Consider the following 15,427-nt stretch of genomic DNA (forward strand, 5'->3'; position numbering starts at 1 on the left):
CAATACAGAAAAATTTACTTTTTGAATTAAAGATAGTATAATTAAACCAACTTATACAAAAGACAGGATGATAAGACAGAAAAAAGGAGGCAAAATTATGTTAACATGTATTTATGTAGTCGAGAAGATTGATGGTGATTACGCAGAACTCAGACGTGTCGATGCACTTAAGCATGATCCGGAAGAAACCAAGACGGTGGCAAGAGCATTGTTGCCGGGAGATATCATGGAAGGAAATAAGCTTTTATATGAGAATCTGCAGTACCGGATCATCGTCGATTAAAAGAATAAAATACCAAAGAGAACAGATATATCAATTTTGAATGATGATACATATAAAATTGAGATACAAAATTAAATAACGAAAAAAGGAGTGTAACGGCTAAAAAAAGTTGTTACACTCCTTTTTTGTTGCTATGTGTTCAAAAGAAGTGGCAGGTAGCAGGTTTTCTATACTATAGGTGCATAAAGAGCCGCTATTTACGGAGAATGCAATATACAATTAATATAAAATGTCGTTTTTTGGAGATGAGACAATGAGGACATTTTATCAAGAAGAAAATTGAAGAAAAATATCGTTTTGTAGAAAAAGACGGGAAATGAAAAATAAAAATTGTGCATTTTCCTTGTGAAAAAAAGGACGAAGATTGGAACTACCATTTTGACGTGGAAATTTGATGAGAAAAACGGAAAAATTAAAATAAATAAAAGTAAAAATAGACAAAAAAATAATAAAAAATTAAGCAAAATGACCATTAGACAAAATGATTGACATTTTCAAAAAATGGCTGTAAACTAGCAAAAAAATTATGAAGGAAGGGGATAGTACGGAAAAGCTTGTTGAAAGCCTTGTTAAAGAACTTAACTGTGAAACCGTATTTACCATCCCGGTATTTGGAGGAATCGCTGTTGACGAAGGTGTTGTTGTAACTTGGATCATCATGGCGGTTCTTACTATTCTCAGTATAGTATTCGTAAGGAATCTAAGTATAGAGAAACCGGGAAAGGTACAGCTTATGCTGGAATCAGTGATCGGCTGGGCACAGGATTTCTTTGAAGGTATTATAGGAAAAGAAAACAAGGGCTATATTCCATATCTGATGACGGTTGCACTTTATCTGGCAATATCAAATGTCATCGGACTGTTAGGATTCAAGCCTCCGACAAAGGACATGAACGTAACAATCGCACTTGCCGTTATGAGTATGTTCGTGATCGAGTGGTCCGGTATCCATAGAAATGGTCTGGTTCACTGGTGCAAACATTTTGCAAAGCCAGTGCCGATCGTAGCACCAATCATGATACTGGAGATCGTGATCCGTCCGCTGTCGCTTTGTATGCGACTGTTTGGTAATATGTTAGGCGGATTTGTAGTCATGGAACTGATCAAAGAGGTCGTTCCGTTAATCGTGCCGATACCGTTTAGTTTTTATTTTGATATATTTGACGGATTATTACAGGCATATGTATTCGTATTCTTAACTGCATTATTTATGACAGAAGAGATGGAATAAGACGAATCAGACATTTACAACATTTAGTATAAGAAAACTTAAGACAAGAAAAGGAGAACAAATTATGAGTGGAACAATTATCGCAATTGGAGCAGGTATCGCAGTACTTACAGGTATCGGAGCCGGTGTTGGTATCGGAATCGCAACAAGCAAAGCAGTAGATGCTATCGCAAGACAGCCGGAAGCAGACGGAAAGATCAGAACTTCCCTGATCCTTGGTTGTGCACTTGCAGAGGCAACCGCTATTTACGGTTTCATTATCGCACTTCTGATCGTCCTTCTTTTGAAATAATGTTTGCTGACGATAACAGATTAAAAGAAGGGAAAGGCAGGTAGAGATATATGCTGAGAATAGATTTTAATCTGGTACTGACGATCATCAACCTGATCGTTCTGTATCTGATTCTCAGAAAATTCCTGTTTCGCCCGGTCATGGACATTATGGAAAAGCGGGAAAAGATGATTGCAGACGGAATCAGCCACGCGAATGAAGAGCAGGACAAAGCCCATGCTCTGAAGAAACAGTATGAAGATGCACTGAATGGAGCAAAAGAAGAATCCACAAAGATGATCGAACAGGCGAAACTGGATGCAAAACAGGAATACAACCAGATCCTGAACGAGGCTAACGAAAAGGCAGACAAGGTTATGAAGACAGCAAGAGAAAGCCTGAATCAGGAGAGAGAACAGGCCTTCGATGATATGAAGGCACAGGTTGCAGGGCTGGCAATGGATGCTGCGAAGAAGATCTTACTTGAGAATGCAGACAGCATAAGCAGCGCAGATGCATATGACCAGTTTTTGAAAGATGCAGGTGATGCCCATGACAGCGAAGAATAGAAAAGAAGCAGAGCCGGTATTCTGCCAGGTGGCAGCCCTCCGCTATGCGAAAGTTCTGAGTGAACTTGGAATTTCGAAAGAAACTGTCCGGGAGGCAGGATCCATTTTCGAAACATCACAGGAATTAAAGGCAGCACTGGTCAATCCAGTGATCACAAAAGAGACAAAACACAACATTATTGATAAAGTATTTCCGGAAGAAATGCGTACCTTTCTGAAGGTTGTCTGCGATCATGGCAAGATGACGATCGCAGAACAGATCTTTGCGGCATACGAAGAGTTACAGAATCAGGCAGCAGGAGTTAAGACAGTGTATCTTCGTTATACAGCACTTCCAAGTGAAGAACAAAAGAAACAGATGGGTGACTTTATCAAGAAGAAATACGGTGCCGGAGACATCAAATGGGTTATGGCAGAAGACAAGGCACTGATCGGCGGATTCATCCTGCAGGTTGACGGAAAAGAATATGACTACAGTGTGCAGGGCCGTCTGAACCGCTTAGAGCGGAAATTAACGAATTAACATGGAGGTGAAGGAATTGAGTGCAATCAGCTCAGATGAAATTATCTCTATATTAAAAGAAGAGATAAAGAATTATGATGTAATAAGCAGAGATCAGGAAGTTGGTACCGTTATCTCTGTTGGTGATGGAATCGCCTCCGTATACGGAATCGACCACGCAATGTATGGCGAGATCGTCACATTGGAGACTGGTCTTAAGGGTATGGTACAGGATATCAAGGAAAATGAGATCAGCTGTATCCTGTTCGGAGATGATTCAGAGATCAAACAGGGCACAAAAGTGTGCCGTACAGGTAAAAAAGCAGGTATTCCGGTAGGTGAAGGCTATATCGGAAGAATCGTAGATGCTCTTGGAGCACCAATCGACGGAAAAGGTGAGATCAAAGCCGACGGATATCGTCCGGTAGAGAATGAGGCACCGGGAATCGTTGACCGTAAGTCGGTAAGCGTTCCGCTTGAGACAGGTATCCTTTCAATTGATTCCATGTTCCCGATCGGACGTGGACAGAGAGAGTTGATCATCGGTGACAGACAGACCGGTAAGACATCTATTGCAACCGATACGATCATCAACCAGAAAGGAAAAGATGTCATCTGTATCTATGTAGCCATCGGACAGAAAGCATCAACCGTAGCAAGACTTGTAAATGACTTAAAAGCACATGACGCACTGGATTACACCACAGTATTCTGCTCAACAGCCAGTGAGTGTGCACCACTTCAGTATATTGTACCGTATTCGGCAACAGCACTTGCGGAGTATTTCATGTATCAGGGAAAAGATGTATTGATCGTATATGATGATCTTTCCAAACATGCGGTAGCTTACCGTGCCATTTCTCTGTTACTTGGACGTTCACCTGGACGAGAAGCTTATCCTGGTGATGTATTCTACTTACATTCAAGACTGCTTGAACGAAGCAGCCGATTAAGCGAGGAAGCAGGCGGTGGTTCTATCACAGCACTTCCGATCATTGAGACACAGGCAGGAGATGTATCTGCATACATTCCTACCAACGTTATCTCCATCACAGACGGACAGATCTTCCTGGAGAGTGACCTGTTCAATGCCGGTATGCGTCCGGCCGTTAACGTTGGTCTTTCTGTATCCCGTGTAGGTGGAGCTGCACAGACAAAGGCTATGAAGAAAGCCAGTGGTAGTGTTCGTATCGACCTGGCACAGGCACGAGAGATGGAATCATTTACCCAGTTCAGTTCAGACCTTGACGAGGCAACAAAGAATCAGCTGAAATACGGAAGTTGTCTGACAGAACTTTTGAAACAGCCTCTGGGACGTCCGTTAAGTCTTCATGAGCAGGTTATCACACTTTGTGTCGCTACTAATAAACTGATGCTTGATATTGACACAAAGAAGATCAAAGAATTCCAGATGGATATGCTTGCATTCTTCGACAGAGAACATAAAGAAATCGGCAAAGCGATCGATGAGAAGAAAGTTCTGGATGATGAACTGAAAGAGCAGATTCTTGCAGCAGCAAAGGAATTCAAGGAAAGAAGATAAGCGGGTGTAGCTATGGCAAATGCAAAAGAGATTAAGGAAAGAATGGCCAGCATCGAAGAGACGAGAAAGATAACAAATGCCATGTATCTGATCTCTTCTTCGAAGATGAAACAGGCCAAGAAAAAGCTTGCTGACACAGAACCTTTCTTCTATGCCATGCAGGCAGAGATCGCCAGAATTTTGCGGCATGTGCCGGATATGCACAGCCAGTTCTTTGATGGCCGTGAGAGTATCCCGGCTGAGGAAAGAAAGATTGGCTATATCGTTGTCACCGCAGATAAAGGACTTGCAGGAGCATATAATCATAACGTGATCAAGGCAACGGAAGAACTGTTAAAAAAACCGGGAAAACACAAATTATTCGTACTTGGAGAAGCTGGAAGACAGTACTTTGCCAAGAGGGAAGGAATTGAGATGGATACTCAGTTCCGTTACACCGTTCAGAATCCGACATTACATAGATCGAGAATCATTTCTTCGGAGATGGTAGAGCAGTTTAGAAATGGAGATCTGGACGAGATCCACATCGTATATACACGTATGATCAATGCAATGACAGCAGAGACGGAGGAACAGAAGCTCCTTCCTATGAAGAAGACGACCTTCCTTCCGGAAGATATGCCGGCTCTTGTCGGAACCGGACTGTATCAGGAAGATATGGTGTTCTGGCCATCCACGCACAGTGTGATGGCGAACATTGTTCCGAACTACATCAACGGTATCGTATATGGATGCCTGGTAGAGGCCTACTGCAGTGAGCATAATGCCAGAATGCAGGCAATGCAGAATGCAACAGACAGTGCAACAGATATGCTGAACGAATTAAATATTACTTATAACCGTGTCCGTCAGGCAGACATCACACAGGAATTGACAGAGATCATCGGCGGAGCCAATGCGCAGAAACGGAAGTAAGATACAAAGTTCGCAAATGGCGGAACTGTATACAGAACAAATAATAACCACGAAATAATAAAAAAGAAAGTGGGCAGCAGTAATATGACAAAAGGAAGAATCGTACAGGTCATGGGACCTGTCGTAGACGTAGAATTTAATAGTAGAGAAGAACTTCCATTTATCAAAGATGCCCTGGAAGTAGACAATGGCGGAAAACGTTGCGTCATGGAAGTAGCCCAGCATGTAGGTAACAACATTGCACGTTGTATCATGCTGGCTTCCAGTGAAGGTCTGCAGAAGGGAATGGAAGTTACCGCTACCGGAGCTGGTATCAAAGTGCCGGTAGGTGAGAAGACTCTGGGACGTCTGTTCAATGTACTTGGAGAGACGATCGATAACGGAGAACCAATTAAAGACAGCGAAGAATGGGTTATCCACAGAAAAGCACCAAGCTTTGAAGAACAGAGCCCGGCTGTCGAAGTATTAGAGACAGGGATCAAGGTCATTGACCTTCTGACACCTTATGCGAAAGGTGGTAAGATTGGTCTGTTCGGTGGTGCCGGTGTAGGTAAGACCGTACTGATCCAGGAGCTGATCCATAACATCGCAACAGAACATGGTGGATATTCCATCTTCACCGGTGTCGGAGAGCGTTCCCGTGAAGGTAATGACTTATGGACAGAGATGAGAGAATCAGGCGTACTTGATAAGACAGCCTTGGTATTCGGACAGATGAATGAGCCGCCTGGATCTCGTATGCGTGTCGCTGAGACAGGACTTACAATGGCAGAATATTTCCGTGATGTAGAGCATCAGAATGTGCTTCTCTTCATCGATAATATCTTTCGTTTCGTACAGGCTGGTTCGGAAGTATCCGCACTTCTCGGACGTATGCCGTCAGCCGTAGGTTATCAGCCGACACTGGCAAATGAAATGGGTGCACTTCAGGAACGTATCGCTTCTACAAAGAACGGATCTGTAACATCAGTTCAGGCCGTATATGTACCAGCCGATGACTTAACTGACCCGGCTCCTGCAACAACATTCTCACATCTGGATGCGACAACCGTACTTTCCAGAAAGATCGTTGAGCAGGGTATCTACCCAGCCGTAGATCCACTGGATTCTACATCCCGTATCCTGGAGCCTGCAGTTGTAGGTGAGGAGCACTACCAGGTAGCACGTAAGGTACAGGAAATCCTGCAGAAGTACAAAGAGTTACAGGACATCATCGCAATCCTCGGTATGGAAGAATTATCCGAAGAGGATAAGATGACAGTAGCCCGTGCAAGAAAGATCCAGAAATTCCTGTCACAGCCATTCTCAGTAGCTGAGACATTTACCGGTGTTCCTGGAAAATATGTTCCACTGAAAGAAACTGTTCGTGGATTCAAAGCGATCATCGACGGTGAGATGGATGAATATCCGGAAAATGCATTCTTCAATGTAGGTACGATCGAAGACGTGATCGCTAAGGCGAAGGCAGAAGGAGTGGCTTAGTATGAGCACATTTTCATTGAAAATTATATCTACGGATAAGGTCTTCTACGATGGTAAATGTGAATATCTGGTCATCCCGACGATCGACGGGGAGAAAGGTATTCTGGCTCATCATGAGAACATGGTCATCGCAGTGGAGATCGGAGAACTGCGTTTCCGCAAGCCTGACGGTGAGTGGGTAACAGCGGTTGTATCCAAGGGATTTGCAGAGATCGTGAATAACCGTGCTTCTGTACTGGTTAATACGGCAGAGCGTCCGGAAGACATCGATGTGAAGCGTGCAGAGGAAGCAAAGGAACGTGCCGAAGAACAGCTTCGTCAGAAGCAGAGCATTCAGGAGTATTATCTGTCACAGGCTTCTATGGCCCGTGCCATGACACGACTGAAAGCATCCAGAAACAGACGCGGGGATATTTAGAATCGCAAAAAAACGAACTATTTTCGTAAATAAAATTATATAAGTAATGAAGAAGTTCTTCTATAATTAGTGTATAATAGCCATTAGCTGTTTACATATTATAGGAGGACTTTTTTTATGAGTGAAACAGGGAATGGAAGAAAAAACTGGACAAGAGTTGTCGCGGCGGTAGGACTTGTATTTCTGGCAGTTGCCATCGCACTTCTGATCGGACTCCTTTTTGGTATTGTTCAGGGATTCCTGGTATCTTATCTTGAAATCCAGCCATTCATCGTATCACTTGCAGGTATGTTCTTTGGACGTGGTATGACATCAATCATCAGTACTGATATGATTTCTATCAAAAATAAGACATTCCTTGCATGGGCTAATTATAAGATTTATCTCCCAATCGGATCATACAGCCGTCGTGGAAAATTCATTCCGGCATACATATATCCGACTGTTATCATCGCAATACTGATCTTTATTGTCGTTCTGGACGGACTGCTTGCAGGATGCGGCGGATTCCTCTTCTGCTTAAACAGCTGTTCCGGATTCGTAGAGCAGGCCAAAGGTCTTGAAATGGATGCGATCTCAGCTTCCGTTATCGGTGTTACACTGTTAAGCGGTGGTGTAGGAACACCATTTGGTACAGTCTTTGGTGTATTGATCAAAGGAACGATCTCAAGTCTTATCACCACACAGGGAACACTTTCCAGCTGGTGGGTACGTATCGCACTTTCCGCATTACTGTGCTTCTTCATTGTATTGCGTGCGTTATCTTGTATGACGTCTGTAACTTGCAGGTGTCTCTTCGTATTTTTCCTGAAATAATTTGTAGAAATATCCCTTGTTATGATATCCTACCGAATCGGCAATCTCTTCGATACTCTTGTCAGTCGACACAAGCAGATGTTCCGCACGTTCCAGCCGGATCTGCTGGACATAAGCGGAATAGGTAAGTCCGGTCTTTCGTTTGATCAGGCGGTTGAAGTAATCCTCCTGATAGTGGAATTCATCCACCAGATCCTGGATGGTGATATCTCTGAAATGTGCCCGGATATAGTCCGAAATCTCTTCGAATACGATCCAGTTCATCGTCTGCTTCTGCTCTTTGGAAAGAGAAAAATCATACTGTGTACTTAAGATCCGGAAGATCCGGAATAACAGACCTTTTGTAATATATCTGGAACCACTGTCCGGCGAATAAGATTCTTTCAAAAGCAACAAAAGACTGTCGTCCAGAGATTCGCTTGCCCCGTCGGATGGTCGGAAATGCAGAAATTGCTGGACATCCTTTTGCTTTAACAATGCAGACTGCAGGAAGGAAAGAATCTTCTGCGGGGTACTGTTCTCATTCATGATCTCCGTAAACATATCGTTGGCAATTCCGATAAAAAGCACGACCCCAGACTGGTCTGTCAGGTAGTCCTGGTGCAGACAGTTTTTGTCGATCAGGCAGAGATCACCTTTCTGAAAGACTACATCTTTATTCAATATCCGTTGGTGAAATTCTCCTTCCACAACATAGGAAAGTTCCAGATAATCATGCGTGTGAAGCTGTGTATATTTCCCTTCCGAATAGGAATAATGATAGCAGAAATTCTCCGGAGACGGCATCATCGTTGCATACAGGTTACCGGGAGAATCGAAGTTCCAGCATAATAAGAAGCTGCGGTCCTGACCGAGTAACGGATACGTCTTGACTTCCTGAACGGATTTGGAATATTCCGGACAGACAAGTCTTGCGCCTAATTTATGGTTTTCCGGAAGAAGCCGTGTATCGGGTCCTGTGATCCGGCGGCAAAAATCGGATAAATTCATATAAAAATACCTCCTTGGATTCTCCTTAGATTATATCATAACGGAGGTCGGAATAGGTAACTATTTTCCCAAAAGTGCAGAGTTAAGAAATTGAGAAAACAAGTCCATATTTTTATAATAGAGACATAATGAAGCTGTAAATGAAACAGAAAATTTGAGCGAAAAGGAGTAATTAAACATGTTAAAAACAAAGAATTATCAGTTTTGGTTCTGCACAGGATCACAGGATCTTTATGGAGATGAGTGTCTTGCACACGTAGCAGAGCATTCAAAGATTATCGTAGATGCATTGAACAAATCAGGAAACCTTCCATATGAAGTAGTATGGAAACCAACCATGATCACAAACGAAGTAATCAGAAAGACATTCAACGAAGCTAACACAGACGAGAACTGTGCCGGTGTTATCACATGGATGCATACATTCTCTCCTGCAAAATCATGGATCTTAGGATTACAGGAATACAGAAAACCATTACTTCACTTACATACACAGTTCAACCGTGAAATCCCATACGACACAATCGACATGGACTTCATGAACGAGAACCAGGCAGCACATGGTGACAGAGAGTACGGACACATCTTCAGCCGTCTGAACATGGAACGCAAAGTTGTTGCAGGATACTGGGAAGACGAAGACGTTCAGAAACAGATCGGATCATGGATGCGTACAGCAGTAGGTGTTGTAGAAAGCAGCCACGTCAGAGTTATGCGTGTAGCTGACAACATGAGAAACGTAGCCGTAACAGAAGGCGACAAAGTAGAAGCTCAGATCAAATTCGGATGGGAAGTAGATGCTTATCCTGTAAATGAAGTTGTAGAAGCTGTTAATGCAGTATCTCAGGCTGATATCGACACATTAGTAGAAGAATACTATGACAAATATGACATCCTTCTTGAAGGAAGAGATGAGAAAGAATTCCGTGAGCATGTAGCAGTACAGGCTGGAATCGAACTTGGATTTGAAAGATTCCTGGATGAGAATAACTATCAGGCAGTTGTAACACACTTCGGAGATCTTGGCGGACTGAAACAGCTCCCAGGACTTGCAATGCAGAGACTGATGGAAAAAGGATACGGATTCGGAGCAGAAGGTGACTGGAAGACAGCTGCTATGGTTCGTGTTATGAAGATCATGACTCAGGGAATGAAGGACGCTAAGGGAACTTCATTCATGGAAGATTACACATACAACCTTGTATCAGGTAAAGAAGGCGTTCTGGAATCTCACATGCTGGAAGTTTGCCCGACAATCGCAGATGGCAAGATCAGCATCAAAGAGCAGCCACTTAGCATGGGTAACAGAGAAGATCCTGCAAGACTTGTATTCACATCTAAGACAGGTCCGGCTATCGCAACATCTCTGATCGACCTTGGTGACAGATTCCGTCTGATCATCAACGATGTAGACTGCAAGAAGACAGAGAAACCAATGCCAAAACTTCCAGTAGCAACAGCATTCTGGACACCACAGCCGAACTTAAAGGTTGGAACAGAAGCATGGATCCTGGCAGGAGGAGCTCACCACACAGCATTCTCTTATGATTTAACAGCAGAGCAGATGGGTGACTGGGCAGCATGCATGGGAATCGAAGCTGTATACATTGATAAGGATACAACAATCAGACAGTTCAAGAATGAACTCCTGTGGAACAGCGTTGCATACCGCAAATAATCAAATAAAGAATTACGGGTAAAAGATTATATTTGCAGGGGATATCGAAATAGATATTTCCCTGCAAAAATAGTATAATGGAGATATTAAGAAAACTTAAAATATAATGTTTAGGAGGAAGCGTACAATGAGCAATGTAAAAGAGATCATTGAAAGCGGAAAAGCATATCTTGGAATCGAATTCGGTTCTACAAGAATTAAAGCAGTACTGATCGATGAGGAGCACAATCCGATCGCATCAGGAAGCCATACATGGGAGAACCGTTATGAGAACGGACTGTGGACATACTCTCTGGACGATATCTGGGCAGGTCTTCAGGACAGCTACCGCGATATGGCAGAAAATGTACAGAAAGAATACGGAGTAACGATCAAGAAACTGGGAGCGATCGGATTCAGTGCCATGATGCACGGATATATGGCATTTGACAAAGAAGGAAAGCTTCTTGCACCATTCCAGACATGGAGAAACAGCAATACAGGAAAAGCTTCCGAAGTGCTGGTAGATCTGTTCCAGTATAATATTCCGCTGAGATGGAGTATCGCACATCTGTATCAGTGCATTCTGGATAAAGAAGATCATGTAAAAGATATCGCATTCACGACAACACTTGCAGGATATATCCACTGGCAGATGACAGGTGAGAAGGTTCTTGGTGTAGGAGATGCATCCGGAATGTTCCCAATCGACATGAATACAAAAGACTATGATGAAGAAATGATCCAGAAGTTCGATAAACTCATCGAAGGTGAGAACTATCCATGGAAAATAAAAGAGATTCTTCCTAAAGTTCTGGTAGCAGGAGACGCAGCCGGTATCCTGACAGAAGAAGGAGCAAAGAAACTTGACCCTACAGGTAATCTGGAAGCCGGAATCCCGCTTTGTCCTCCGGAAGGAGATGCAGGAACAGGTATGGTAGCTACAAACAGCGTAGCACAGCGTACAAGCAACATTTCCGCTGGTACTTCATTCTTCTCTATGGTTGTCCTTGAGAAACCTCTGAAAGACTTACATACAGAGATCGACATGGTTACAACACCTGACGGAAGTCTGGTTGCCATGGTACATTCCAATAACGGAACAACAGATCTGAATGCATGGGTAAATCTGTTCAAAGAATTCGCTGATTCTATCGGAGCAGACGTAGACATGAATCAGATGTATGGAACACTTTACAATAAAGCACTGGAAGGCGATGCTGACTGTGGTGGAATCCTTTCTTATGGTAACTACGCAGGCGAGCCTATCACAAATGTAGAAAAAGGACGCCCAATGGTAGTCAGAACACCAGAGACAAAATTCAATCTGGCTAACTTCATGAGATCTCACCTGTACACAGCACTTGGTGTTATCAAAGTCGGAATGGATATCTTAACAAAAGACGAAGGTGTTGAGATTGATACCGTTCTTGGACATGGCGGACTCTTCAAGACAAAAGGTGTCGGACAGAAGATCCTTGCAGATGCGATCAACACACCTGTAGTAGTTATGGAGACAGCAGGCGAAGGCGGACCATGGGGAATGGCTATCCTTGCTGAGTACATGGTAAAACGTGAAGAAGGCGAGAAGCTGGAAGACTACCTGAAGAATAAAGTATTCGGAAGCGATGCCGGAAGCAGAATCGATCCGGATCCGGAAGGCGTAGCTGGATACGAAGCATTTATGGAGACATACAAGAAAGGTCTTGACGTAGAGCGCAGAGCTTGTGCAGATCTGTAAGAAATATTATATGAAAGCAGAGGGGGCATAGGTTATGTCCCCGTATCTGCATATTCTTATATACAAGGGGAAAATGTTGATAACAGCTTTTCCGCAGTAACAGAAATATAAAGGAGATAGAAAGAGATGCTGGAAGAATTAAAAAAAGAAGTATATGAAGCAAACATGCTTCTTCCAAAATATGACCTGGTAACATTCACATGGGGAAATGTAAGCGGAATCGACCGTGAAAAAGGTCTTTTCGTAATCAAACCAAGTGGAGTAGATTATGACAAATTAACACCGGAAGATATGGTAGTTGTAGACCTTCAGGGTAATAAAGTAGAGGGAGACTTAAATCCATCTTCTGATACAGCAACACATGTAGAGCTGTATAACAGATTTCCGAACATTGGTGGTGTTGTACATACACATTCTCCTTGGGCAACAAGCTGGGCTCAGGCAGGAAGAGGAATCCCTTGCTACGGAACTACACATGCAGATTACCTGTACGGAACAGTACCATGTGTAAGAAATCTTACAAAAGAAGAAATCGATGAAGCTTATGAGAAAAATACAGGTGTCCTGATCGCAGACAGATTTGATGAAGATGATCTGGACTATGTTGCAACACCTGCAGTACTCTGCAAGAACCATGGACCATTCACATGGGGCAAAGATGCTCACGAAGCAGTTCACAACGCAGTAGTATTAGAGGAAGTTGCCAAGATGGCAGCAAGATGCGAAATGATCAACCCAGACGTTAAACCTGCACCACAGGAATTACAGGATAAGCATTACTATAGAAAACATGGAGCAAATGCTTATTATGGACAGCCGGGGAAATAAATGTGGTTGACATTTAATTCATTAGGCTGGTGGATATCCGGACCGGGAGACCAATCGTGTTAAAAAATTAAATAAAAAAAGGACTGCATTATTTGGGAGGAGTGCAGTCCTGAGGAAAAAGTTATGAAAAAGATTTAAAGTGTTGTTTTTTCGAACAATTTATAGTATAGAGTGCAATTGTGATGAAAGTGTGATGAAAAGACGAACGAATTGTTAATAATTGTGAAGTGACTACAAGAGACACTGCCAGTGATGACAGTGTCTCTTGTAGTCATTTGGTTCTATACTGTTGTGAACAGGTCGATAGACTGTCCTGTCATAACTGCCGGTGAATCTGCCAGCAGGTAGATGATTGCTTTTGCAACATCTTTTGAGCTTCCCATCGGGCAGCCGTCCTGTCCTACGGAGTGGTTGTAGACTCTCTGCCCCGGTGTGTCCACGATTCCAGGAGATACGGCATTGCATTTGATTCCGTATTCTTTGGTCTGGATAGCAGTTGTCTTGGTCATGGTTACGATACCGCCTTTTGCAACAGCGTATGCACCCATCTGAGATGCAATACGACCCATTCTTGAAGATACATTTACGATATCTCCTTTTCCTTGTTTTATCATTACAGGTACAACATTTTTAGTTACAAGGAATGGGATTCTCAAGTTTGTTTTGATGATCTGATCCCACTGTTCTTCTGACCATTCCCAGATCTTAATCGCCTGATGTTCGATATTTTTGTAGATCTCTTTTGGGTATCCGCCTGCATTGTTAACGAGAATATCAATTCTTCCGTATTTATCAACAACAGTTTTGACCATGTCGGCAACCTGTTCTCCGTCTGTAAGGTCTCTGGAAAGTGAGATTGCTGTTCCGCCGGCATCTTCGATCATTTTTACTGTTTCATCAAGATCAGACTGTGTTCTTGCTACTGTTACGACAGTGGCACCTTCAGCAGCGATAGCAAGTGCTGCGTCACGTCCGATTCCTTTTCCTGATCCTGTTACAATTGCGATTTTTCCTTCTAATTTACCCATGATATATATCCTCCAAAATTACATTCATTATTTTCTGATTACGAAGTGCCATATAAGGCCGGTTCGTAGAATTGTTGTTATTTATACAAGCCTTGCTGTTTCAGCAAAGAACTGAATGTCTGTAGCTTCGATGTAGCTGTCACCGATTTCATGAAGTAGTATGACGTTGAGATTCCCGTTCAGATTCTTCTTATCTAAGGCAATCGCTTCGGTTAATGTCCCAAGAGTGAGACCGCATTCAAAAGGAAGTCCGTAGGTCTTTAAAACCTTCTGGATACGTTCTGCAGTTCCTTTTGGTGTTAATCCTTTTTCTTCGGCAATCCTGGTGATCTGATACATGCCGATGGCAACGGCTTCGCCATGACTTTCCCGCTGATAATGGAAATGTTGTTCAATGGTGTGAGCCAGTGTATGTCCGAAATTCAGTAACATACGCTCACCTGTGTCAAACTGATCATTTTCTACAACCATTCGTTTGATATCTACACAGCGTGTGATGATGGCAGGCAGTTCTTCTTTTAAATCTTCAAAAGAACTGTGTGATTCCAAGGTACTAAATAAATCCGCATCTTTGATGCAGCCGTATTTGATAACTTCTCCCATACCATCGTTGATAAATCGTTCCTTCAGCGTGTTAAGTACCAGTGGATCGATTAGCACCAGTGAAGGCTGATAGAATGCGCCGACCAGATTCTTGCCTTCCGGAAGGTCTACTGCGACTTTTCCACCGACAGAAGAATCAACCTGCGCCAACAGTGAAGTTGGGATCTGTACCAGTCTTACACCTCTTAGATAACTGGAAGCGGCAAATCCTGCAAGATCACCGATGACACCGCCGCCAAGAGCGATGACCAGATCACTACGGGAAATCTTTGCCTCCAGCATTGCCTTGTAGACAGTCGGAAGTGTCTGGAAATCCTTGGTTGATTCACCGTGAGGAAGTACCAGATGGTGACATTCGTAAGTGAAGTCCAATGTATGGATCAGCCGGTCACCATATAACGGAAATACATTGTCATCGGAAATGATCATAATGCGTTTTCCGTGGTAGATCTTTCGGATGTAATCTCCGGCCTGGGATAATATGTTATTTTCAATATAGATAGGATAACTGTCTTTTCCCAGATTAACTGTAAGTTTCATAATATATACT

General features: G+C 43.0%; 16 protein-coding genes. 13 read left to right on the plus strand and 3 right to left on the minus strand.

Features of this window, described 5'->3' with window-relative positions:
- The first annotated feature begins 97 nt into the window (after window positions 1-97).
- The 10 genes from NCY30_RS06045 to NCY30_RS06090 all read left to right on the plus strand — a co-directional run bounded on the left by NCY30_RS06045 (window position 98) and on the right by NCY30_RS06090 (window position 8,030).
- On the plus strand, window positions 98-283 hold the full coding sequence (locus NCY30_RS06045; RefSeq protein ID WP_055181407.1) for a hypothetical protein: 186 nt from the start codon (window positions 98-100) through the stop codon (window positions 281-283).
- 526 nt (window positions 284-809) lie between these two features.
- The gene (locus NCY30_RS06050; protein WP_006428769.1) at window positions 810-1,514 is read left to right on the plus strand and encodes a F0F1 ATP synthase subunit A; all 705 of its coding nucleotides are present in this window, start codon (window positions 810-812) and stop codon (window positions 1,512-1,514) included.
- A 64-nt stretch (window positions 1,515-1,578) separates the two neighbouring features.
- On the plus strand, window positions 1,579-1,806 hold the full coding sequence (gene atpE / locus NCY30_RS06055) for an ATP synthase F0 subunit C (protein WP_006428768.1): 228 nt from the start codon (window positions 1,579-1,581) through the stop codon (window positions 1,804-1,806).
- A gap of 50 nt (window positions 1,807-1,856) precedes the next feature.
- Entirely contained in the window at window positions 1,857-2,354 is a 498-nt protein-coding gene (gene atpF, locus NCY30_RS06060; protein ID WP_055194246.1) for a F0F1 ATP synthase subunit B, read from the plus strand.
- Window positions 2,338-2,877 carry an ATP synthase F1 subunit delta gene (gene atpH / locus NCY30_RS06065; protein ID WP_055194244.1) on the plus strand — a complete coding sequence of 180 codons (540 nt, stop codon included), beginning with the start codon at window positions 2,338-2,340 and terminating at the stop codon, window positions 2,875-2,877. The genes atpF and atpH overlap by 17 nt, the downstream gene beginning before the upstream one ends.
- Window position 2,878: 1 nt before the next feature.
- Window positions 2,879-4,399 carry a F0F1 ATP synthase subunit alpha gene (gene atpA / locus NCY30_RS06070; RefSeq protein ID WP_006428765.1) on the plus strand — a complete coding sequence of 507 codons (1,521 nt, stop codon included), beginning with the start codon at window positions 2,879-2,881 and terminating at the stop codon, window positions 4,397-4,399.
- A gap of 12 nt (window positions 4,400-4,411) precedes the next feature.
- Entirely contained in the window at window positions 4,412-5,314 is a 903-nt protein-coding gene (gene atpG, locus NCY30_RS06075; RefSeq protein ID WP_006428764.1) for an ATP synthase F1 subunit gamma, read from the plus strand.
- Between the two features lie 84 nt (window positions 5,315-5,398).
- The gene (gene atpD / locus NCY30_RS06080) at window positions 5,399-6,796 is read left to right on the plus strand and encodes a F0F1 ATP synthase subunit beta (RefSeq protein ID WP_006428763.1); all 1,398 of its coding nucleotides are present in this window, start codon (window positions 5,399-5,401) and stop codon (window positions 6,794-6,796) included.
- A 1-nt stretch (window position 6,797) separates the two neighbouring features.
- Window positions 6,798-7,214 carry an ATP synthase F1 subunit epsilon gene (gene atpC, locus NCY30_RS06085; protein ID WP_006428762.1) on the plus strand — a complete coding sequence of 139 codons (417 nt, stop codon included), beginning with the start codon at window positions 6,798-6,800 and terminating at the stop codon, window positions 7,212-7,214.
- 117 nt (window positions 7,215-7,331) lie between these two features.
- Complete coding sequence (locus tag NCY30_RS06090; protein WP_081019599.1) at window positions 7,332-8,030, plus strand: ABC transporter permease subunit; 699 nt, start codon at window positions 7,332-7,334, stop codon at window positions 8,028-8,030.
- Here NCY30_RS06090 and NCY30_RS06095 read toward each other — a convergent pair.
- Window positions 7,974-9,020 (minus strand): AraC family transcriptional regulator, encoded by a 1,047-nt coding sequence (locus tag NCY30_RS06095; RefSeq protein ID WP_055194240.1) that lies wholly within the window; start codon window positions 9,018-9,020, stop codon window positions 7,974-7,976. The genes NCY30_RS06090 and NCY30_RS06095 overlap by 57 nt on opposite strands.
- A gap of 178 nt (window positions 9,021-9,198) precedes the next feature.
- Between NCY30_RS06095 and araA the strand changes: the two genes are divergently transcribed.
- The 3 genes from araA (at window position 9,199) to NCY30_RS06110 (ending at window position 13,246) form a co-directional block, all read left to right on the plus strand.
- Entirely contained in the window at window positions 9,199-10,698 is a 1,500-nt protein-coding gene (gene araA, locus NCY30_RS06100) for an L-arabinose isomerase (RefSeq protein WP_055194239.1), read from the plus strand.
- Window positions 10,699-10,825: 127 nt separating this feature from the next.
- Window positions 10,826-12,418 carry a xylulokinase gene (locus tag NCY30_RS06105; RefSeq protein ID WP_139009273.1) on the plus strand — a complete coding sequence of 531 codons (1,593 nt, stop codon included), beginning with the start codon at window positions 10,826-10,828 and terminating at the stop codon, window positions 12,416-12,418.
- A 126-nt stretch (window positions 12,419-12,544) separates the two neighbouring features.
- Window positions 12,545-13,246: an L-ribulose-5-phosphate 4-epimerase gene (locus tag NCY30_RS06110; RefSeq protein WP_055303259.1), complete on the plus strand. Its 702-nt coding sequence runs from the start codon at window positions 12,545-12,547 to the stop codon at window positions 13,244-13,246.
- A 281-nt stretch (window positions 13,247-13,527) separates the two neighbouring features.
- On the opposite strand, the gene NCY30_RS06115 is transcribed toward NCY30_RS06110, so the two are convergent.
- Window positions 13,528-14,274 carry an SDR family NAD(P)-dependent oxidoreductase gene (locus tag NCY30_RS06115; protein ID WP_006428756.1) on the minus strand — a complete coding sequence of 249 codons (747 nt, stop codon included), beginning with the start codon at window positions 14,272-14,274 and terminating at the stop codon, window positions 13,528-13,530.
- Window positions 14,275-14,355: 81 nt separating this feature from the next.
- On the minus strand, window positions 14,356-15,417 hold the full coding sequence (gene aroB, locus NCY30_RS06120; protein WP_055194235.1) for a 3-dehydroquinate synthase: 1,062 nt from the start codon (window positions 15,415-15,417) through the stop codon (window positions 14,356-14,358).
- Window positions 15,418-15,427 lie beyond the last annotated feature (10 nt).

Source organism: Dorea sp. MB18-49, assembly GCF_023669465.1.
GTDB lineage: Bacteria > Bacillota > Clostridia > Lachnospirales > Lachnospiraceae > Dorea_A > Dorea_A longicatena.